We start from the raw sequence: 21,193 nt of genomic DNA, 5'->3' as shown, positions 1-21,193 counted from the left end.
ATGACCGACCGCACGCAGAAGCCGAACCTGATCGTCCTCGACATGGCCGGCACCACCGTCGCCGACGACGGCCTCGTCGAGCGGGCCTTCACGGCCGCCGCCGAACGCCTCGGCGAGGACCCGGCCACGATGATCGACCACGTCCGCGCCACCATGGGCGAATCCAAGATCTCCGTCTTCCGGCACCTGCTCGGCGGCGACGAGGACCGCGCCCGGCAGGCCAACCTCGCCTTCGAGGAGGCGTACGGCGCGCTGGTCTCCGAGGGCCTGATCGCCCCCGTCCCCGGCGCCGCCGAGACCATCGGCGCGCTCCGCGAGCAGGGCCGTACCGTCGTCCTCACCACCGGCTTCGCCCGCGTCACCCAGGACGCCATCCTCGACGCGCTCGGCTGGCGGGACCTCGCCGACCTCACGCTCTGCCCGGCCGACGCCGGCGGCCGGGGCCGCCCGTACCCGGACATGGTCCTCACCGCGTTCCTCCGCACCGGCGCCGTCGCCGACGTCCGGCAGGCGGTCGTCGCGGGCGACACCTCGTACGACGTGCTCAGCGGCGTCCGGGCCGGCGCCGGGATCGTCGCCGGCGTCCTCACCGGCGCCCACGACAGGGCCGCGCTCACCGCGCACGGTGCCACCCACGTCCTCGGCTCCGTCGCCGAACTCCCCGGCGCGATACGGGAGTACGAGTCGTGACCAGCGGCATCCGCTTCGACGGCGTCACCGTCAGGTACGGCGACACCACCGTCCTCGACGCGCTCACCCTCACCGTCGAACCCGGCGAGGTGATGGCCCTCCTCGGGCCCTCCGGCTCCGGCAAGACCACCGCCCTGCGGACCGTCGCCGGCTTCGTGACGCCCTCCGCCGGCCGGGTGCACATCGGCGACCGCGACGTCACCGGACTCCCGCCGTACAAGCGGGGCATCGGCATGGTCGTCCAGCAGTACGCCCTCTTCCCGCACCTGCGCGTCGACGAGAACGTCGCCTTCGGCCTCAAGGCCCGGAAGCACCCCAGGGCCGAGATCCCCGGCCGGGTCGCCGAAGCCCTGGAGATGACCGGGATGGCGGCGTACGCCAGGCGCCACCCCCGCGAACTCTCCGGCGGACAGCAGCAGCGCGTCGCCATCGCCCGCGCCCTCGCCATCCGCCCCGACGTCCTCCTCCTGGACGAACCGCTCTCCGCGCTCGACGCCCAGCTCCGCTCCGGGATGCTCGCCGAGCTGGCCCGGCTGCACCGCGAACTCCCCGACGTCTCGATCCTGTACGTCACCCACGACCAGGTCGAGGCGCTCACCCTCGCCGACCGGATCGCCGTCATGGACCGGGCCCGGCTCCGCGACTGCGGCACCCCGCGGGAGCTGTACCGGCGGCCCCGCACCGAGTTCACCGCCTCCTTCGTCGGCAACGCCAACCTGCTGCCGGTCCGGGTCGGTCCCGACGGCGTCGACCTCGCCGGCACCGCCCTGAAGGTCCCGGTCGGCGACGCCGCCCCCGGCGCCGCCGCCACCCTCTGCGTGCGCCCCCATCTCATCGGCCTCGGCGAGGGCCCCAACGCCCTGCGCGGCCGGATCGCCGAGGTCCAGTGGCGCGGCGCCACCCACCGGCTGTACGTCGACGTCGACGGGCACCGCGTGAAGGCCGACGTCCGCGAGCTGCGGGACACCCCGCCGCTCGGCTCCGAGGTGGTCCTGCACTTCGCGCCCGAGGACGCGGTGCTGCTGGGGGCGGGGGTCGGCGATGGCTAGCGCCTCCACCACCGCCCCGCCGGTCCTCGGGGCGGCCCGCCCGCCCCGGAGCCGCACGGCCCCGAAGTGGCTGTGGGCCCTGCCGCCCGTCGCCGTCCTCGGCCTCGTCTTCCTCTACCCGCTCGGGCTCGTCGTCCGGGAGTCGCTCGCCCCCGGCGCCTACGCCGAGGTGCTCTCCTCCGCGTCCTTCCGGGACGCGCTGGTCACCACCGTGTGGCTCGCCGCCGGCGCCACCGTCGGCTGTCTCGTCCTCGGCTTCGTCCTCGCGCTGATCGTCGCCTTCGTGCCCTTCCCCGGAGCGAAGGCGGTCTCCCGCTTCGTCGACGTCTTCCTCTCCTTCCCGTCCTTCCTCATCACCCTCGCCCTGCTCTTCGTGTACGGCACGGTCGGCATGGCCAACGGGCTGTGGACGGGCGCCACCGGCGCCGCCGAGGGACCCTTCGCCTTCCTCACCACCCCGTGGGGCGTGCTCCTCGCCGAGATCACGTACTTCACGCCCTTCGTGATGCGGCCCCTGCTCGCCGCCTTCTCCCAGCTGGACACCGCCCAGCTGGAGGTGGCGTCCTCGCTCGGCGCCCGGCCCGCGCGGATCGTGCGGCGGGTGATCCTCCCCGAGGCGCTGCCCGCGCTCGCGGCCGGGGGCAGCCTCGTCCTCGTCCTGTGCCTCAACGAGTTCGGGATCGTCCTCTTCACGGGCGCCAAGGGCGTCACCACCCTCCCGATGCTCGTCTACTCCCAGGCCATCCTCGAATCCGACTACGCCGCCGCCTGCGTCGTCGCCGTCGTCAACGTCGCGCTCTCCGTGGGCCTCTACGCCGTCTACCGGGTGGTGAGCAAGCGTGCTGGTGCATAGCCGCACCGGACGGTGGGCCTCCTGGCTCGTCTTCGCGGTCCTGTTCGTGCCGCTCTTCGCCGTCCCCCTCCTCGTCATCGTCGCCGCCTCCCTCTCCACCCACTGGTCCGGCGCCCTCCCCTCCGGGCCGACCGCCGAGCACTACACGGCCGCCGTCCGCGGCGAGTCCCTCCAGGCCCTGACGACCAGCCTCGTCACCGCCGTCGCCGCGAGCCTCCTCGCGCTCGCCCTCGGCACCTGGGCCGCGCTCGCCGCCGCCGCACTGCGCGGCCGGAGCCGCCGGATCCTGGACGCGCTCTTCGTGCTGCCGCTCGCCGTGCCGTCGGTGGTCGTCGGCCTCGCCGTCCTGGTGGCCTTCTCCCGGCCGCCGCTGCTCCTCAACGGCACCCGCTGGATCGTGATCCTGGCCCACACCGTCCTGGTCACGGCCTTCGCCCACCAGTCGGTCTCGGCGGCGATCCGCCGCCTCGACCCGGTGTACGAGCAGGCGGCGGCCGGACTCGGCGCCCGCCCCTCGTACGTGCTGCTCCGGGTGAAGCTGCCCCTGCTGCTGCCCTCGCTGGGCGCCGCCGCCGGGCTCTGCTTCGCCCTGTCCATGGGGGAGCTGAGCGCCACGATGATGCTCTACCCGCCGGACTGGACGCCGCTGCCGGTCCTGGTCTTCACCGCCACCGACCGCGGGTCCCTCTTCACCGGATCGGCGCTGGCCGTGGTCCTCATGGCCACCACCCTGCTGGTCCTGCTCGCCGTCTCCCGCATCCGCACCAAGGCTTCCTACCGCTAAGCCCCCACAGCCAGGAGAAGAACGACGCCATGCGCACGTACGCCAAGCCGGTCGCCGCCGTCACCGGCGCCCTCGCCCTCGCCGCCTCCCTCACCGCCTGCGGAGGCTCCTCCGCCGCCTCCGACGAGAAGGTCGTCACCGTCTACAGCGCCGACGGCCTCAAGGGCGAGAAGGGCGACGGCTGGTACGACAAGGTCTTCGCCGACTTCGAGAAGGAGACCGGCATCGACGTGAAGTATGTGGAGGGCGGCTCCGGAGAGATGGTCCAGCGGGCCCTGCGCGAGAAGTCCAACACGCAGGCCGACGTGATCGTCACCCTCCCGCCCTTCATCCAGCAGGCCGGCTCCAAGGGCCTCCTGCAGAAGTACACGCCGAAGGGCGCCGACCGGGTCGACGGAGCGGACAAGGCCGCCGACGGCTCCTGGACCTCCGTCGTCAACAACTACTTCGGCTTCGTCCACAACAAGAAGGAGCTGCCCCAGGCCCCCGGCACCTGGGAGGCCCTCCTCGACGGGAAGTTCAGGAACAAGCTCCAGTACTCCACCCCCGGCGTCGCCGGCGACGGCACCGCCGTCCTCATCAAGGCCATGCACGACTTCGGCGGCCAGGCGCCCGCCCTGGAGTACCTGAAGAAGCTCCAGGCCAACAACGTCGGCCCGTCCTCCTCCACCTCCAAGCTCGCCCCCAAGGTCGACAAGGGCGAACTCCTCGTCGCCAACGGCGACGTGCAGATGAACTTCGCCCAGGCCAAGTCCATGCCGAACCTCGGCATCTGGTTCCCGGCCAAGGAGGGCGGCAAGCCCACCACCTTCGCCCTGCCGTACGCCGCCGGCCTCGTCGACAAGGCCCCGCACGCCGAGAACGGCAGGAAGCTCCTCGACTTCATGCTGAGCGAGGGCGCCCAGCGCGAGGTCAGCGCCGTCGGCGGCGGCTTCCCCGCCCGCAAGGACGTCAAGGCCACCGACGCCAACGCCATCGAGCTGGCGAAGCTGATCGAGGGCGTCGAGATCTTCGAGCCGGACTGGTCCGACATCGACGAGAACCTCTCGTCCTACGTGGACGCCTGGAAGTCCGCGACCGGAAGCTGACCGCCCGCCCCACGGCCCCGCCGCCCTCCCCCGGCGGGGTCACCGCGGCGGGATCCTGACCTAGGCTGGGGGCGTCGCCACAGCGCTGTCGCGTCGCCCCCAGCACACGCACGTCACGTACGGCAGGAGTCCCGCACCCATGGCAGAGCGCAAGCCGATCGAATCCTGGCTCACCGACATGGACGGCGTCCTCATCCACGAGGGCGTCCCGATCCCCGGCGCCGACGCGTTCATCAGGAAGCTGCGGGATACCGGAAAGCCGTTCCTGGTCCTCACCAACAACTCGATCTACACCGCCCGCGACCTGCACGCCCGGCTGCGCCGCATGGGCCTCGACGTCCCCGTGGAGAACATCTGGACCTCGGCGCTCGCCACCGCCGAGTTCCTCGACGACCAGCGCCCCGGCGGCACCGCGTACGTCATCGGCGAGGCCGGACTCACCACCGCCCTCCACGACATCGGCTACGTCCTCACCGACCACGAGCCCGACTACGTGGTCCTCGGCGAGACCCGCACGTACTCCTTCGAGGCGATGACCAAGGCCGTCCGGCTCATCAACAACGGCGCTCGCTTCATCTGCACCAACCCCGACGAGACGGGCCCCTCGCTGGAGGGCCCGCTGCCCGCCACCGGCTCCGTCGCCGCCCTCATCACCAAGGCGACCGGCAAGGACCCGTACTTCGCCGGCAAGCCCAACCCGCTGATGATGCGCACCGGGCTCAACGCGATCGGCGCCCACTCCGAGTCCAGCGCGATGATCGGCGACCGGATGGACACCGACATCCTGGCGGGCCTGGAGGCGGGCATGCAGACCTTCCTCGTCCTCACCGGCCTCACCACCGAGGCCGAGATCGACCGCTTCCCGTTCCGCCCCTCCACGATCGTGAAGTCGATCGCGGACATCGTCGACCGCGTCTGAGCCCCGCCGGTTCCCGCCCCTGCGGATGCGAAAACCACCGATCCGGGTGACCCTGCCAGTACCAGGAGGTCACAATGCGTTCAGGTCCCCTCGCTCTCCGTGCCGCAGGGGCGGCACTGGCACTGGCGCTCGTCCCCGGCGCCGCCGCCTTCGCCCACGACGGAGTCCAGGTCACCGTCACCCCGTCCACCGCCGCCCCCGGAGCCGACGTCGACGTCCGCGCCCAGGGCTGCAAGGGCACCACCGGCGCCGCCAAGTCCCCGGCGTTCGTCGCGGACGCCGAACTCACCGGCCGTGACGGCGGCGACTACGCCGTCTTCGGCGGCGCCACCCTCAGGACGGGCCTGGAGGACGGCACGTACAAGGTCTCCGTCACCTGCGACGGCCACGACCACCCCGACGTCGGCACCCTCACCGTCCGGCACCACCGGGAGCCCACCCACCGCCCGGTCCCGGTCGCCCCGGTCCGCGCGGGCGGCGGCGGCACCGCCGCCTTCGCGGCCCCCGCCGCGCCCGGCGTCGCCCAGACGGCGAGCGGGGACGGCCTCGGCACCCCGTACACCCTGCTCGGCCTCGGCATGGCCGGCGCCGCCGCCGTCGCGGTGGCCTTCCGCAGCTCCCGCCGCCGGCGCACGGAATAGGGGTGGCCGCGTCGAGCCGCCCGGTCACCGGCGTGGCCTGGGCGGTCCTGCTCCTCGGACTCTGGCTGTGGGGCCACGACGCGGCCCGGGGCCCCGGCGGCAGCTCGGCCCCCACGCACGGCGACGTCGCGGCGGTCGGCCGCCCGCCGGACGTGGCCCTGCCGCCGTCCCGCGCGCCGATACCGGACACGGCCCGGCCCCGCCGGGTCGAGATCCCCGCCCTCGGCATCGACGCCCCCGTCGTCCCCCGGGGCCTCGACGCCACCGGGGCGGTCGACCCGCCGCCGTACGAGATGCCGCACACCGTCGGCTGGTACGGCCCCGGCACCACGCCCGGCGCGGCGGGCCCCGCCCTCCTCGTCGGCCACGTCGACACCGAGACCCGCCCCGCCGTCTTCTACGGCCTCAGCGCCACCCGCCCCGGCGAGACCGTCCGCGTCACCCGGACGGACGGTTCAGTGGCGGTCTTCACCGTCGACGACGTCTCGGTCGTCCCCCGCGACGCCTTCGACCCCCGGAAGGTCTACGGACCCCACGCCCCCGGCCGCTCCGAGCTGCGCCTGATCACCTGCGGCGGCACCTTCGACCGCAAGGCCGGCCTGTACACGGCGAACGTGGTCGTCTCGGCCTATCTGACGGGCGCCGAGTAGGGGGCGACGGGGCCCCTTCCCGGGGGGACCTGGCCCCGGCCGGCGGCCCGCGTCCCACGCGCCGCCGGCCGGGCCGGTCCTCGACCGCGGGCCCACGGGCTGCGGGAGGAGCCCGGCGCCGCCGCGGGAGGCGGGAGTTCCGCACACTGTAGAGGGCCGTGCCTCGCACGGCCCAGAGCGCCGCCGTGTCACGATGGTCACGACTCCGCCACCCCGCACGCGCCCGAGGCTCCCGCATGCCCGCACGCCCGCCCGTGTCCCCCGCCGTCCCCGTCCTGCTGGCCGCCGCCCTCGCCCTCGCCGGCTGCGGCGGCCCCGGCACGGGATCCCGTACGGAACCGGGCGCGGGATCCCGTACGGAACCGGGCGCGCCCGGCCCGTCCGCGACGGCCGCCGCCGTCCCCTACTGGGTGAACCCGGACGGGAAGGCCGCCCGGGCCGTCGCCGCCCACCGCGCGGCGGGGCGGACCGCGGAGGCGGAGCTGCTGAGCCGGATCTCGACCCGCCCGGTGGCGGAGTGGATCGGCCCCGACCGGCCGGAGGCGGAGGCCCGGGCGCTCACCGAGGCGGCGGCGAAGGCCGGGAAGACCGCCCTGCTGGTCCTCTACGACATCCCGAACCGGGACTGCGGCCTGCACTCGGCCGGCGGCGCGGCGGACGGGACGGCGTACCGGGCCTGGGTGGACGCCGTCGCCCGGGGGATCGGCGCGCGGAAGGCGACGGTGGTCCTGGAGCCGGACGCCGTGATGCACGTGGTGGACGGCTGCACCGCCGAGCAGCACCACGGCGAGCGGTACGCCCTGCTCAAGGCCGCCGTCGAGCGCCTGAAGCGGCAGCCGGGGGTCACCGTCCACCTGGACGCGGGGAACGCGGGCTGGGCCGCGCCGGAGAACCTCGCGGAACCGCTCCGGCAGGCGGGCATCGCCGCGGCGGACGGCTTCGCGGTGAACGTCTCGAACTTCCGCACGACCCGGGAGAGCGTGGCGTACGGACGGCGGCTCTCCGCCCTGGTCGGGAACAAGCCCTTCGTCGTCGACACCAGCCGGAACGGGAACGGCCCCTACACGGCGGGCGACCCCGCGGAGAACTGGTGCAACCCGCCGGGCCGGGCGCTGGGCGAGCCGCCGACCCCGCGGACGGGCGATCCGCTGGTCCTCGCCCACCTGTGGATCAAGCGGCCCGGCGAGTCGGACGGGGAGTGCAGGGGCGGCCCGCGGGCGGGGGAGTGGTTCGACGCCTACGCGCTGGAACTGGCCCGCAACGCACGGTAGTTGACCTGCGGCAACAGGAAGGCCCCTCGCTCTCGCGAGGGGCCTTCCCTGTCGGTGCGCCGCCAGGGACTCGAACCCCGGACCCGCTGATTAAGAGTCAGCTGCTCTAACCAACTGAGCTAGCGGCGCCTGCTGACAGAGAGAACTCTACCCGACGTCCGGGGGTGCTCCTGACCAACTGCGACCGTCTCCGGCCTGTCGGATGGTCGTATCAGGCCTTTGATCCGTCAAAATGCGATTTGTCCAGACAGTTGAGAAACTGGCGCCCGAAACGAGGCCCAAAAGATCTTGACGAGTGTGGAGGGGAAACGCATGAGTGTGCCGGTCTTCGAGGAATTCGAACCCGCGCCCGACTGCGCCTGCCCGGGCTGTGCCCGGCGGCGCCGCGACCTCGCGCTGGGCCTGCCGGTCCGCGCGGGCGGCCACCCGGCGGCGCACGGCGCCCGCCGGGCCCTGGTCCTGGTGACGGCGGCGGGCGCGGTGCTGGGCGGGGGAGGTGCGGGCGGCGTCGCCGCCGCCCTCGCCCCCGCGACCCCGGCCGACGCGGCGGACGCCGCCCGGGGCTCCGACACCCCGCAGGGCGGCCGCGCCCCGCTGCACGGCCCGCCGGCCGCGCAGGCCGGCGGAGGTCCCCTCCCCGGCGCCGTCCCGACGACCAGTCAGATCTCCACGGAGACGCTGCGGAGGACGACCCGCACGGAGATCATCAACCGGGCCAAGACGTGGGTCGCGGCCCAGGTGCCGTACTCGATGGAGAAGTACTGGTCGGACGGGTACCGACAGGACTGCTCGGGCTACATCTCCATGGCCTGGAACCTGCGCAGCAACGAGTGGACGGGCAGCCTCGACCGCTTCGCCGTCCGTATCGACCGGACCGAGCTCCAGCCCGGCGACATCCTGCTCTTCCACAACCCGGCCAACCCGACCCGCGGCTCGCACGTGACGATCTTCGGCGGCTGGACGGACTACACCCACACCTCGTACGTCGCCTACGAGCAGACCAAGCCGCGCACGCGGAAGCAGGCCACGCCGATGGCCTACTGGGAGAACTCCTCCCGGTACGTCGCCTACCGCTACAAGGGTCTGGTCAGCGGCAGCACGGGCGCGGGCAGCGGCGCGACGGCGCCCTCGGGCGCGGCGTACCCGGGCGGGTCGAAGTTCGGCCCGGGCGCGGACAACGCCCACGTGACGAGGCTCGGCCGGATGCTCGTCGAACGCGGCGGCAAGCGCTTCTACACCACGGGCCCCGGCCCGAGGTGGGGCGAGGCCGACCGGCGGGCGACCCGGGCGTTCCAGCTCGCGCAGGGCTGGAAGGGCGCGGAGGCGGACGGCCTGCCGGGCCCGCACACCTGGAAGCTCCTCGTGACGGGCGCGGGCCGGGACATCGGCGGTTCGAGTGGTTCGAGCGGTCCGAGCGCAGATGCGAACGGGTTCCCCGGGCGTGGCTCCTTCCGTCCGGGCCAATCCAACGCATATGTGGAGAAGCTGGGCAAACAACTGGTGAAGCGGGGCTTCGGCAAGCACTACCTGTCGGGACCCGGTCCGCGCTGGACGGAGGCGGACCGCCGCAACGTCGAGGCGTTCCAGCGGGCACAGGGCTGGCGCGGCGCAGCGGCCGACGGCTACCCGGGCCCGGAGACCTGGCGGCGATTGTTCCGATGACCCCGAGAGCATGAGGTGGACCCCGAATGACGGCAGCACCCCCGAACGACTCCGGCGCGGCGGCCTCGCGCGACGCGGCCCGCACCGCCCGCCGCCTCACCGACGGCACCCTCCCCCGCAGACCCCCGGGCCCGGGCGCCCCCCTCCCGCCCGGCCCGGCGGAAGACCGCGCGAGCGAGCGCCCCGACGAGCCCCCGGCCCCCGCCGCCCCCGAGCCCGCCTCGCCACCCCCTCTCACACCGACCGCCCCCCCACCCGCCGCCCACCCCACCGCACCGACCGAGGCACCCGCGGCACGGACCACCACGCCGGCCGAGACGCCGACCGCCGTCCCGACCACCACGTCGGCCGGGACACCGTCCGCCGTGCGGGCCGCCGCGCCGGTGGAGGCGTCTGCGGTACGGGCCGCCGCGCCGACGGAGGCGCCGTCCGCCGTGCGGGCCGCCGCGCCGGTGGAGGCGTCTGCGGTACGGGCCGCCGCGCCGACGGAGGCGCCGTCCGCCGCCCCGGCGGGGACATCACCTGCCGTACAGGCCACCGCGCCGGTCGGGACACCGCCCACCGTGCGGGGCACCGCGCCGGTGGAGGCCTCGTCGGTACGGGCTGCCGCACCGACGACCGGGGCGCCTGCCGTGCGGGCCGCCGCGCCGGCCGAGGCGCCGACCGCCGTACCGTCCGCCGCGTCGGCTCCGCCGGCGGCGGCCGTCGTCCGAGAGGCGGCACCGGCCGCCGGCACCGGTCCGGCGGCGGGGACGGCGTCCCCGCCGCCGGAGGCTCCGGTCGCCCCTTCCCGTCCCGCGCCGGCCGTCGGCGCCCCGCCGGGCACGCCCCCGGCGGCCGCCGCGACGACCGCGCCCCGGCGCCCCGCCACCTCGGCACCGCAGCCCGCCGCCCCGGCGGTCACCCCCCAACCGTCCGCCGCCCCGGCAACCGCAACCCCGGCCGCCGGCCCTCCGGATCCCGCGGGCGCGGGCGGCCGGGCCGGGGCGTCTCCGGCGCCGGCCGCCCGTCCCGCCGGCCCCGCGTCCGGGGCCCGGCCGGTCCCGGTGGCCGCCGACGGTCCCGTACCCGCCCGGCCCCAGGCCCGGCCCGAGGACCAGGCCCCCGCCCCCGCCCGTCCCCAGGACCAGACCCCCGCCCGGCCCGAGGGCCAGACCCCCGCATCCGCCCGGCCCCAGGCCCAACCCGAAGGCCAAGCCCCCCCATCCGCCCAGGCCCAGTCCCAGCCCCAGGCCCCCGCCCCCGCGCGGCCGGTGCTGCCCGTTCGTACCCCGGTCGGGTCCGCGTCGGCGGCGCGGGTCGCCGGGGGCGGGGGGTCCGTCGCCAGGTCCGTCACCGGCGCGTCCGCCGGCGCGGCCGCTCCCGCCGCGCCCGGCAGCTCCGACCTGCCGGGCGTTCCTCACATCGGGGTGTTCAAGGAGGAGCGGGACCTGCTCGACTTCGGGCGGATCACGGGGATGCGGGTGGCGTCGGTCGCGACGCCGGTGGCGGCGGTCGGCCGGCTGCCCCGGCGGAAGAACGTCATCGGGACGGAGACGACCGGCTCGATCCCGGTCCACCTGCTGTTCCGGGACGGCGGCGGCACGGCCGGCCCCGCGTCGGCGGGCGCCGACGACGGCGGCCCCGACACCGTCGCGATGGCCCCGCCGACCGGGCGGAAGGCGCGGGCCGCCATCCCGAGGCCCGCCACCAAGCAGGCCCGTCCGGTCCCCGCGCGGCCCGCGCCGACCGCCGACCCGGGGCTCGTGGAGCGTCCGGCGGCGGTGCTGCCGGGATGGGTCGGGGTGGCCGGCGGGCTGCTGGCGCTCGCGGGGTGCGCGGCCGTCGTGTGGTGGGCGGGCGCCGTGCCCGCGGAGGCCGCGCGGATGCTGCGGCTGCCGCCGCGTCCGTACCACGGCATCCACCTCGCGCAGTGGGCGCTGCTCGCGTTCGGCGTGCTGGTGCTGCTCTTCGCGGTGGGCGGCCTGGGGCGGGGGAGGGTCGGGTACGCCTGGGTGCTGACCCTGTTCGGCGAGTACCGCGGCACCGTCCGCCGCACCGGCCTGGTCTGGGCGAGCCCGCTACTGCTGCGCCGCCGGGTGGACGTCCGGCTGCGCCACTGGCGCAGCGAGCCGCTGCCCGCGGTGGACGCGAAGGGGACCGCGCTGGACGTGACGGTGCTCGTGGTGTGGCGGGTCCGGGACACGGTCCGGGCGGCGCTGGGCGTGGACGACCACGAGGACTACCTGCGCGAGCAGGTGGAGGCGGCGATGGCCCGGGTGCTGTCGCAGCTGCCGGCGGACGCGTTCCACGAGGACGCGCCGACGCTCCGGGACGCGGAGGCGGTGGGCGAGGCGCTGACGCGGATGCTGTCGGCGGAGTGCGCGCCGGTCGGCCTGGACGTGTTCTCGGCGCAGCCGACGAGGATCGAGTACGCCCCGGAGGTCGCGGAGGCGATGCGCCGGCGCCGGATCGCGGCGATCGACGCGAAGCACCGGGACAGCGTCCTGACGTCGGTGGTGGACGCGGTGGACGACGTGGTCCACCGGCTGACCAGTCGTGGTCTGGTCGAGCTGGACGACTACGAGCGCAAGGCGCTGGTCAAGGACCTGACGGTGGCGTTCTACACGGGCCGTGGGGGCCCGGGCGAGGGCGCCTGAACCACCGGGGAACCGGCCGCGGGCATCTGCCCGCGGCCGGTTCCCTTCGCGTTCCGGCCACCCCGCCGTTGGTATGGACATGTTCAACTTCCGTCCTTACCTTGGTACTTGGTCTAGACCTGAAAGCAGAGCAGTTCCCTCCGCACGCGTGCAGCACGGCCCACGGGCATCACAGAACTCCCCCACGTTCTCCCTGGAGCGACAGCATGCGCAAAAAGACAGGGCTGGCCGCGGTGGCGCTCGGCGTCACGGCCGCCTCCCTCTTCGCCACCAGCACCGCGAGCAGCCACGGCTACACCGACTCCCCGATCAGCCGCCAGAAGCTCTGTGCCAACGGCACGGTGACCAACTGCGGCTCCATCCAGTGGGAGCCGCAGTCGGTCGAGGGGCTCAAGGGCTTCCCGGCCGCCGGGCCCGCCGACGGCACCATCTGCGCCGGCGGGAACTCCCGCTTCGCCCAGCTGGACGACCCGCGCGGCGGCGCCTGGCCGGCGACCAAGGTCACGGCGGGCCAGAGCTACACCTTCCGCTGGCAGTTCACGGCGCGCCACGCGACCACGGACTTCCGGTACTACATCACCAAGAACGGCTGGAACCCGAACAGCAAGCTCACCCGGGCCCAGCTCGACCCCCAGCCGTTCCTCACCGTCCCCTACAACAACCAGCAGCCGCCGTCGACGCTCTCGCACTCCGGGACCATCCCGGCGGGCAAGACCGGCAAGCACCTGATCCTGGCGGTGTGGACGGTCGCGGACACCGCGAACGCCTTCTACGCCTGCTCGGACGTTCAGTTCTGACGAACAGTCAGTTACAGTCCGGGCCATGACGGCCAGAACGGTCAGGACGACACGGGCAGGCGCGGACACCGTCGCGGAGCTGATACGGCGCCGCTGGGGCGACCACCGGACCGGGCTGAGGGACGAGCACCACACCCTCAGCCACCACCGGGCCGCCGCGGCCGCCGCCGCGCGGGCCGCCCTGCTCGTGGACCTCATGCCACCCCGGCCGGGGGGCGAGCCGCACCTCGGCCTGCTGCTCGACAACACGCCGGAGTACCCGCTCTGGCTCGGCGCGGCGGCCCTCGCGGGGGCCGCCGTCGCCGGGATCAACCCCACCCGGCGCGGCGCCGAGCTGGCCCGGGACATCACCCACACCGCCTGCCGGGTCCTCGTCACCCAGCGCGCCCACCTGCCGCTCCTCGACGGCCTGCCGCTGCCCGGGGTCCGCCTCCTGGTCACCGACACCGAGGCGTACGAGGAGCTGCTGGCGCCCTACGCGGACGCCCGCCCCGGCGACGCCGCCCTCGGCCCCGTCGGCCCCGGCACCCGCTACCTCCTCACCTTCACCTCCGGCTCCACCGGCGCCCCCAAGGCCGCGCTCCGCAGCCAGGGCGCGGTGGCGGCGGCCGGCGCCGCGCTCGCCCGCGCGTTCTCCGTCACGCCCGACGACACCCACTACGTCTGCATGCCGATGTTCCACGGCAACGCCGTCATCGCCGACTGGGCGCCCGCCCTCGCCGCCGGGGCCGGGATCGCGCTGCGCGCCCGCTTCTCCGCCTCCCGCTTCCTCTCCGACGTCCGCCGCTTCGACGCCACCTACTTCACCTACGTCGGCCGGGCCGTCCAGTACCTCCTCGCCACCCCGCCCGGCCCGCACGACCGCGACCACCGGCTCCGCCTCGGCTTCGGCACCGAGGCCGGGGCGGTCGACGCGGCCCGCTTCCGCGAGCGCTTCGGGGTGCCGCTGGTCGAGGGGTACGGCTCGTCCGAGGGCGGCGCGTCGGTCCAGCGCACCCCCGGCACCCCGCCCGGCGCGATCGGCCGCGCGGCCGACGGCGACGACCTGGCCGTCGTCGACCCCGGGACCCTGCGCGAGTGCCCGCCGGCCCGCTTCTCGCCGACCGGCCGGCTCCTCAACGCCGACGAGGCCATCGGCGAACTCGTCAACCGCGGCGGCACCGGCACCTTCGAGGGCTACTGGCGCAACCCCGGCGCCGAACGGGCCCGCCGCCGCGGCGGCTGGTACTGGACCGGCGACCTCTTCTACCGGGACGGGGACGGCTTCCTCTACTTCGCCGGCCGCACCGACGACCGCCTCCGCGTCGACAGCGAGAACCTCGCCGCCGCGATGATCGAGGCGATCCTCGCCCGCTGGGACCGCGCCGCCGGCGTCGCCGTCTACGCGGTGCCCGACCCGGTGGCCGGCGACCAGGTCATGGCCGCCCTGGCCCTCCGCCCCGGCGAAGACTTCGACCCCGGCGCCTTCGCGGCCTTCCTGGCCGCCCAGCCCGACCTCGGCACCAAGATGCCCCCGCGCTTCGTCCGGGTGACCCGGGAGCTCCCCCTCACCGCCACCAACAAGATCCACCGCGTCGCCCTGCGCCGCGCGTCCTTCCTCTGCGACGACCCGGTCTGGTGGCGCCCCACCCCGGCCGCCCCGTACGAACCCCTCACCGCCCCCGCCGTCGCCGCCCTCCGCGCGGAGTACACCCGGCACGGCCGCGAACCGGCCTGACGCGGCCCCGGCACCGCCCCCGGGGGTGGGTCCAGCCCCACCCCCGGCCCACCCTCCCGCCCCATGGTCCGGCCCCGGCGGGGCCGCCTACGGTGGGCGGTCATGGAAGCCCGTGACGTCCGGCAGGCCCTCGTCCTCCAGTACCGGCGGTACCCCTTCGGCGCGTGGCCGTGGCGGACCGCCGCCTATCTGGCGAGCGGGGCCGTCGGCGGCGCCCTCGCCTGCGCCGTCCTCCTCGTGCTGCTGCTCGCCTCGCTGCTCCTCGTCGGGATCCCGCTGCTGCTGCTCGGCGGGGTCGCGCTCGGCGGCGCCGAACGGCTGCGGCTGCGGCTGGTGGACCGGCTGCCCGCCGCCGACCCGCACCGGGTGCCCGCCGCGCCCGGCCTCGGCGCCTGGGCACGGGTCCGGGCGGGGGAGCGGGCGACCTGGCGGGAGCTCGCGTACGCGCTCCTCTTCGCCACCGTCCTGTGGCCGCTCGACGCCCTCGTGCTCGGCCTCGCCCTCGGCGTGCCCGGCGCGCTGCTCGCCGCGCCGTTCCTGCTCGCCGCCGACGGGCAGGAGGCCAAGGTCCTCAAGACGGTCCTGGTGACCTCCTACCCCCCGGCCCTCGCCGCCGCGCTGCTCGGTGCGCTCCTCCTCGTCGCCCTCTCCTACCCCCTCGGGCTCTACGCGGCCGGCCGGGGCGCGCTCGCCCGCGCCCTGCTCGCGCCCCGGGAGCGGGACGGGCTCGGCGAGGTCATCGCCTCCCGGGCCCGGCTCGTGGACGCCTTCGAGGCCGAGCGCCGCCGCATCGAGCGGGACCTCCACGACGGCGCCCAGCACCGGCTGGTCGCGCTCACCATGACCCTGGGCCTGGCCCGGCTGGACGCCCCGCCGGACGGGCCGCTGGCCGCGCGGCTGGGGCAGGCGCAGGAGGAGGCGGGGCAGGTCCTCGCCGAGCTGCGCGAGCTGATCCACGGCATCCATCCGCAGGTCCTCGCCGACTACGGCCTCGGCCCGGCCCTCGCCGACGCCGCCGACCGCACCGCCGTCCCCGTGGACACCGCGCTGGACGGGCTGCCCCGGCTGCCCGCCGCCGTGGAGAGCGCCGCGTACTTCACGGGCCGCGAGGCGCTCGCCAACGTCGACCGGCACAGCGGCGCCTCCCGGGCCCGCCTCGCCGCCCGGCACGACGGCCGCGTCCTCGTGCTCACCGTCGAGGACGACGGGCGGGGCGGCGCCGATCCGGCCCGGGGCTCCGGGCTCACCGGACTCGCCGACCGGCTCGCCGTCCTCGATGGCACACTGGCGATCACCAGCCCGCCGGGCGGGCCGACGGTCCTACGAGTGGAGATCCCGTGCCGCCTTCCCTCCGCGTCGTCCTCGCCGAGGACGGCGTCCTCCTCCGGGAGGGACTGATCGGGCTGCTGTCCCGCTTCGGCCACGAGGTCGTGGCGGCGGTCGGTGACGCGGGGGCGCTGCGCGCGGCGGTCGCCGCCCACGACCCGGACGTGGTCCTGACCGACGTGCGGATGCCGCCCGGCTTCCAGGACGAGGGGCTGCGGGCCGCCGTCGCCCTGCGCGCCGAGCGCCCCGGCCTGCCGGTCCTGGTCCTCAGCCAGTACGTGCAGCGGGACTACGCCGCCGACCTCCTCGACTCGGGCGACGGCACCGGGGTCGGCTACCTGCTGAAGGACCGGGTCGGGCAGGTGGAGGAGTTCGTGGACGCCCTGGCCCGGGTCGCCGCCGGCGGCACGGTCGTCGACCCGGAGGTCGTACGGCAGCTGCTGCGCCGCCGCCGGGACCCGCTGGCCGCGCTGACCCCGCGCGAGCGGGAGGTCCTGGCGCTGGTCGCGGAGGGGCACTCCAACGGCGAGGTGGCCCGCCGGCTCGTGGTCACCGAGGCGGCCGTCGGCAAGCACATCGGCAACATCCTGGCCAAGCTGGACCTGCCGCCGGCCGAGGACACCCACCGCCGGGTCCTCGCCGTCCTCGCCTACCTCCAGGCGTGACGGGCCCGGACACGCGGGAAGGCCCCCCGCTCGCGCGAGGGGCCTTCCGTGTCGTGCGCCGCCAGGGACTCGAACCCCGGACCCGCTGATTAAGAGTCAGCTGCTCTAACCAACTGAGCTAGCGGCGCCTGCTGACAGAGAAAATACTACCTGGTCCCCGGGGGTGCTCGTGACCACCGCGCCCGCGACCCCCGGACGCGCCTCAGATGGCCAGGGACAGCACCACGGGCGCGGCCCGCCGGTTCAGCGTGTCGGCGGCCGAGCGCAGCCGGTGGGCGTGCTCGATGGGGAGCGAGAGCGCCAGGCAGCCCACGGCGGAGCCGGCGGTCAGCGGGACGGCGGCGCAGACCGTGCCGACCGCGTACTCCTGGAGGTCGAGGACCGGGACGGTGGGCGGCTGGCTGTCCAGCGTGGAGAAGAGCACCTTCTCGTTGGTGATCGTGCGGGAGGTCAGCCGGGCGATCTTGTGGCGGGAGAGGTGGTCGCGCCGCCCGTCGAGGTCGAGCTGGGTGAGCAGGCACTTGCCGACCGCGCTGGCGTGGGCGGCGGAGCGGAAGTCCACCCACTCGTTGACCTTGGGGGTGCGCGGGCTGTCGGCGAACTGGGTGATCTTCACCTCGCCGTCGATGTACCGGCTGATGTAGACGGCGGCGCCCACGGAGTCGCGCAGCTCGGTGAGGGTCTCCTGGAGCTTGGCCCGCAGGGCCTCCCGGCGGGTCGAGCCGGAGCCGAGGAGGACCAGGGAGTCCCCGACGACGTACGCCCCGTCGGAGACCTGCTCGACGTATCCCTCGCGCCGGAGCATGAGGAGCAGCGAGGCCAGGTGGTGGACGGGCAGTCCGGTCTCCCGGGCGATCTGGACGTCCGACACCCCGCCGCCGTGCCGCGAGACCGTCTCGAAGACGCGCAGGGCGTACTGCACCGAGTGGAACGGCGCGGTGGGCTCGGGCTTCAGCGCCACGGTTTCCCCCTACCAGGTTGTGACCGCAAGCTTCCGTACCACGATAGCCGCCAAGGGGCTTTTGCGGGGCGGCTGTTGGCGAGATTCATGCGGAGGCACGGGGCCCTGTACTGGGCCGCGCCACCCTGGCATATGACATGGGCATGAACGAGGGGAAGAGGGCGAGGTCAGGGGGGTGCGGCCCTCCGCTCGCGCGCGCGTTCGGCTTGGAGAGGAAAGGAGATTCCCCGCGGGGAAGCGGACCCGGACTCCGGCCCTCCGATGGCCGGAATGTGACCCCGGCCACCCGGATCGCGCCCTTCGCCCCGAAATCGGGTGCGATGGAATAAGCGCCCCCGCGCCCCTGTTGCCGCGACGGACGCATCCCCACGGAGGAAGGACCGGACGGTGAGCGAGACCGGCACCCAGGCAGACGCAGGCACGGCGGGCGACCCCATACGCGGGGAAGCCCTGGGCACCGCACCCGTGCCCCTCTCCGTCCTCGACCTGGTGACCGTGGGCAGCGGCTCCACCGCGAGCAGGTCGCTCGCCACCAGCGTGGAGCTGAGCAGGCTCGCCGAGCGGCGCGGCTACCACCGGCACTGGGTGGCCGAGCACCACTCGATGCCCGGCGTCGCCTCCTCCTCCCCGGCCGTGATCCTCGCCCACCTCGCCGCCCACACCCGCCGCATCCGCCTCGGCTCCGGCGGCGTGATGCTCCCCAACCACGCCCCGCTGGTGATCGCCGAGCAGTTCGGCACCCTGGAGGCGCTCGCCCCGGGCCGCGTCGACCTCGGCCTCGGCCGCGCCCCCGGCACCGACGGCGCCACCGCCGCCGCCCTGCGCCGCACCGACACGCTGAACGAGGGCGCCGACGATTTTCCCGAGCAGCTCTCCGAGCTGACCCGGTTCCTGGACGACGACTTCCCGGACGGGCACCCGTACGCCCGGATCCACGCCGTGCCCGGGCCCGTGCAGGGCCCGAAGGGCCGGCCGCCGGTCTGGCTGCTCGGCTCCTCCGGCTTCAGCGCCCGGCTCGCCGGCCTCCTCGGCCTGCCCTTCGCCTTCGCCCACCACTTCTCGGCCCGCAACACGATCCCCGCGCTCGACCTCTACCGGCAGTCCTTCCGCCCCTCCGCGGTGCTCGACGAGCCCTACGCCCTGATCGGCGTCGGCGCCCTCGCCGCCGAGGACGAGAGGGAGGCGTACCGGCAGGTGCTCACCGGCGCGCTGTCGATGCTGCGGCTGCGCACCGGCCGGCCCGGCCTCATCCCCACCCCGGAGGAGGCGGAGGCGTACGGCTTCTCCCCGGCGGAGCGGGAGTTCGCCGACGGCTGGCTGGCGAACGTCGTGTACGGCACCCCGGACGCGGTCCGCTCGGGGCTCGACGAGCTCCGGAAGCGGACCGGCGCGGACGAGCTGATGATCACCGCCAACGCGCACGGCGGGGAGGCCCGGCTGCGGAGCTACGAACTGATCGCGGACGCCTACGGGTTGCCGGTCCTCGATCCGGAACAGGGCTGAATCCGGGATTCCGTACGGAGGCTGGTCCACCGCCGCGCCGCTCCGCCGGCTTCCCTAAGTGAACCTTAAACCGCTCGTCACCGATGGTGGCGGGCGGTTCCGTTTTGTGCTGCACGCCTCTGACGAGGCCTTTCTTCGCTAAATTGGTCTAGTCCTCAATCTGGTTCAGACCATTGACGCGCCGTTCGCCCGGGGGCTATCACTTCACCAACTCCTGTACGGCACCACCAGTACCCCCCATCGGAGGACGCTCGTGCACCCCCGTAAGTCATTGATCGCCGCGCTGCTCAGCTCGGCCCTCGCCGCCGGCGCCCTCGCCGCGACCGCGGGCCTCGGCTCCGCCCAGGCCGCCGACGCCTCGACCACCGCCTCCGTCGGCGGCGTGCGCATCGCGTACTACGACCAGTGGAGCGTGTACGGCAACGCGTTCTATCCCAAGCACCTCGACACGCGGGGCATCGCGAGCCAGCTCGACGTCATCAACTACTCGTTCGGCAACATCCACCCGACGAACCTCACGTGTTTCATGGCCAACAAGGCCGCGGGTGACGACAACAACCCGAACGCGGGCGACGGCGCCGGCGACTCCTACGCCGACTACCAGAAGTCCTTCTCCGCGGCCGACTCCGTCGACGGCGTCGCCGACAAGTGGGACCAGCCGATCGTGGGCGTCTTCAACCAGTTCAAGGAACTGAAGGCGAAGTACCCCCACCTGAAGATCAACATCTCCCTCGGCGGCTGGACCTACTCCAAGTACTTCAGCGACGCGGCCAAGACGGACGCGAGCCGCAAGAAGCTCGTCTCCTCCTGCATCGACCAGTACCTCAAGGGCAACCTCCCGGTCGAGGGCGGCTTCGGCGGCCCCGGCACCGCGGCCGGCATCTTCGACGGCATCGACATCGACTGGGAGTACCCCGGCTCGAACGGCGGCCACCTGGGCAACCACTACGCCCCCGAGGACAAGCAGAACTTCACCCTGCTCCTCGCCGAGTTCCGCAAGCAGCTCGACGAGTACGGCGCGGCCAACGGCGGCAAGAAGTACCTGCTGACCGCGGCCCTCCCGGCCGGCCAGGACAAGATCAAGTACATCGAGACGGACAAGATCGGCGCGTACCTCGACTACGCGAACATCATGACGTACGACATGCACGGCGCCTGGGACGGCGACGGGCCGACGTACCACCAGTCCCCGCTCTACTCCGGCTCGAACGACCCGACCGACGTGATCGCGCCGGGCCAGGAGAAGTACTCGATCGACGCCGCCATCGACTCCTGGATCGACGGCAACCCCACCTACGGCATCACCGGCGGCTTCCCCGCCAACAAGCTGACGCTGGGCTACGAGTTCTACTACCGCGGCTGGAAGGGCGTGCCCGCCGGCACCGCCAACGGCCTCGCGCAGCCCGCCACCGGCGGCTCCAACGTCCGCCCGCTCTCGCAGCAGGCCGGCATCGCGCACTACAAGGAGCTCGGCGGCATCGTCGACAACGCGGCGACCACCTTCTGGGACGACCAGGCCAAGGCCTCGTACTTCTACAAGGACGGCGAGTTCTTCACCGGCCTGAACCAGAAGTCCATCCAGGAGCGCGTGAACTACGGCAAGCAGCGCGGCCTGGCCGGCGCGATGATGTACTCGCTCCTCGGCCTGGACGAGAAGGCCACCCTGCTCGGCCAGATCAACTCCGCGCTCGGCGGCACCACCGTCCCGCCGACCACGCCGCCCACCACGACGCCGCCGACCACCCCGCCGACGACGCCGCCCACCACCCCGCCCACCACGCCTCCGACCACGCCTCCGGCCGGCTGCGGCTCGGTCCCGGCGTACGTGGCCGGCCAGGTCTACAACGCGGGCAACGAGGTCTCCCACAACGGCCGCAAGTACAAGGCCAAGTGGTGGACCCAGAACGAGACCCCCGGCACCACCGGTGAGTGGGGCGTCTGGCAGGACCTCGGCGCCTGCTGAGTCCCGCCCGCACCA

At 74.5% G+C, this 21,193-nt stretch carries 18 protein-coding genes and 2 tRNA genes; 17 read left to right on the top strand and 3 right to left on the bottom strand.

Translation table 11 applies throughout. The features are described from left to right. The 9 genes from ACFW6A_RS18395 to ACFW6A_RS18355 all read left to right on the top strand — a co-directional run bounded on the left by ACFW6A_RS18395 (position 1) and on the right by ACFW6A_RS18355 (position 7,945). Positions 1–690, top strand: a complete 690-nt coding sequence (locus ACFW6A_RS18395; protein ID WP_351841939.1) for a phosphonatase-like hydrolase — start codon at positions 1–3, stop codon at positions 688–690. Continuing rightward, positions 687–1,739 carry an ABC transporter ATP-binding protein gene (locus ACFW6A_RS18390; RefSeq protein ID WP_351841937.1) on the top strand — a complete coding sequence of 351 codons (1,053 nt, stop codon included), beginning with the start codon at positions 687–689 and terminating at the stop codon, positions 1,737–1,739. The genes ACFW6A_RS18395 and ACFW6A_RS18390 overlap by 4 nt, the downstream gene beginning before the upstream one ends. Then, the gene (locus ACFW6A_RS18385; protein WP_351841935.1) at positions 1,732–2,592 is read left to right on the top strand and encodes a 2-aminoethylphosphonate ABC transporter permease subunit; all 861 of its coding nucleotides are present in this window, start codon (positions 1,732–1,734) and stop codon (positions 2,590–2,592) included. The genes ACFW6A_RS18390 and ACFW6A_RS18385 overlap by 8 nt, the downstream gene beginning before the upstream one ends. Then, a complete protein-coding gene (locus ACFW6A_RS18380; RefSeq protein WP_351841933.1) occupies positions 2,579–3,376 on the top strand; it encodes an ABC transporter permease subunit in 798 nt (265 codons plus the stop codon). The genes ACFW6A_RS18385 and ACFW6A_RS18380 overlap by 14 nt, the downstream gene beginning before the upstream one ends. A 29-nt stretch (positions 3,377–3,405) precedes the next feature. After that, complete coding sequence (locus ACFW6A_RS18375) at positions 3,406–4,464, top strand: 2-aminoethylphosphonate ABC transporter substrate-binding protein (RefSeq protein ID WP_351841931.1); 1,059 nt, start codon at positions 3,406–3,408, stop codon at positions 4,462–4,464. Between the two features lie 139 nt (positions 4,465–4,603). Further along, entirely contained in the window at positions 4,604–5,383 is a 780-nt protein-coding gene (locus ACFW6A_RS18370) for an HAD-IIA family hydrolase (RefSeq protein WP_351841929.1), read from the top strand. A gap of 74 nt (positions 5,384–5,457) precedes the next feature. Beyond that, positions 5,458–6,024, top strand: a complete 567-nt coding sequence (locus ACFW6A_RS18365; RefSeq protein WP_351841927.1) for a hypothetical protein — start codon at positions 5,458–5,460, stop codon at positions 6,022–6,024. A 2-nt stretch (positions 6,025–6,026) separates the two neighbouring features. Continuing rightward, positions 6,027–6,674 (top strand): class F sortase, encoded by a 648-nt coding sequence (locus tag ACFW6A_RS18360; RefSeq protein WP_351841925.1) that lies wholly within the window; start codon positions 6,027–6,029, stop codon positions 6,672–6,674. Positions 6,675–6,910: 236 nt separating this feature from the next. Beyond that, positions 6,911–7,945: a glycoside hydrolase family 6 protein gene (locus tag ACFW6A_RS18355; RefSeq protein ID WP_351841923.1), complete on the top strand. Its 1,035-nt coding sequence runs from the start codon at positions 6,911–6,913 to the stop codon at positions 7,943–7,945. Positions 7,946–8,000: 55 nt separating this feature from the next. Here ACFW6A_RS18355 and ACFW6A_RS18350 read toward each other — a convergent pair. Next, a tRNA-Lys gene (locus ACFW6A_RS18350) sits at positions 8,001–8,074 on the bottom strand. A 183-nt stretch (positions 8,075–8,257) separates the two neighbouring features. Between ACFW6A_RS18350 and ACFW6A_RS18345 the strand changes: the two genes are divergently transcribed. From ACFW6A_RS18345 to ACFW6A_RS18320, 6 genes are all read left to right on the top strand, one after another. After that, a complete protein-coding gene (locus tag ACFW6A_RS18345) occupies positions 8,258–9,607 on the top strand; it encodes a peptidoglycan-binding protein (RefSeq protein ID WP_386641461.1) in 1,350 nt (449 codons plus the stop codon). A gap of 26 nt (positions 9,608–9,633) precedes the next feature. After that, positions 9,634–12,246: an SPFH domain-containing protein gene (locus tag ACFW6A_RS18340; protein ID WP_386641458.1), complete on the top strand. Its 2,613-nt coding sequence runs from the start codon at positions 9,634–9,636 to the stop codon at positions 12,244–12,246. A gap of 206 nt (positions 12,247–12,452) precedes the next feature. Next, on the top strand, positions 12,453–13,043 hold the full coding sequence (locus ACFW6A_RS18335; protein WP_351845195.1) for a lytic polysaccharide monooxygenase: 591 nt from the start codon (positions 12,453–12,455) through the stop codon (positions 13,041–13,043). Between the two features lie 25 nt (positions 13,044–13,068). After that, positions 13,069–14,760, top strand: a complete 1,692-nt coding sequence (locus ACFW6A_RS18330; protein ID WP_351845193.1) for an AMP-binding protein — start codon at positions 13,069–13,071, stop codon at positions 14,758–14,760. A 102-nt stretch (positions 14,761–14,862) separates the two neighbouring features. Next, entirely contained in the window at positions 14,863–16,158 is a 1,296-nt protein-coding gene (locus ACFW6A_RS18325) for a sensor domain-containing protein (protein ID WP_351845191.1), read from the top strand. Continuing rightward, positions 16,098–16,751 (top strand): response regulator transcription factor, encoded by a 654-nt coding sequence (locus tag ACFW6A_RS18320; protein WP_351845189.1) that lies wholly within the window; start codon positions 16,098–16,100, stop codon positions 16,749–16,751. The genes ACFW6A_RS18325 and ACFW6A_RS18320 overlap by 61 nt, the downstream gene beginning before the upstream one ends. 54 nt (positions 16,752–16,805) lie before the next feature. Here the strand turns inward: ACFW6A_RS18320 and ACFW6A_RS18315 are convergent. After that, positions 16,806–16,879 (bottom strand) — tRNA-Lys (locus ACFW6A_RS18315). Positions 16,880–16,953: 74 nt separating this feature from the next. After that, complete coding sequence (locus ACFW6A_RS18310) at positions 16,954–17,712, bottom strand: IclR family transcriptional regulator C-terminal domain-containing protein (RefSeq protein ID WP_351845187.1); 759 nt, start codon at positions 17,710–17,712, stop codon at positions 16,954–16,956. Positions 17,713–18,099: 387 nt separating this feature from the next. On the opposite strand from ACFW6A_RS18310, the gene ACFW6A_RS18305 reads away from it, so the two are divergent. Next, positions 18,100–19,215, top strand: coding sequence for an LLM class flavin-dependent oxidoreductase (locus tag ACFW6A_RS18305; RefSeq protein ID WP_351845185.1), 1,116 nt, complete (start codon positions 18,100–18,102; stop codon positions 19,213–19,215). 253 nt (positions 19,216–19,468) lie between these two features. Next, positions 19,469–21,178 carry a glycosyl hydrolase family 18 protein gene (locus ACFW6A_RS18300; RefSeq protein ID WP_351845183.1) on the top strand — a complete coding sequence of 570 codons (1,710 nt, stop codon included), beginning with the start codon at positions 19,469–19,471 and terminating at the stop codon, positions 21,176–21,178. Positions 21,179–21,193 lie beyond the last annotated feature (15 nt).

Source organism: Streptomyces sp. NPDC058758 (assembly GCF_042746075.1).
Classification (GTDB): Bacteria; Actinomycetota; Actinomycetes; order Streptomycetales; family Streptomycetaceae; genus Streptomyces.
The sequence above is the reverse complement of the archived record's forward strand: the minus strand, read 5'-3'. Positions and strand labels throughout refer to the sequence as shown.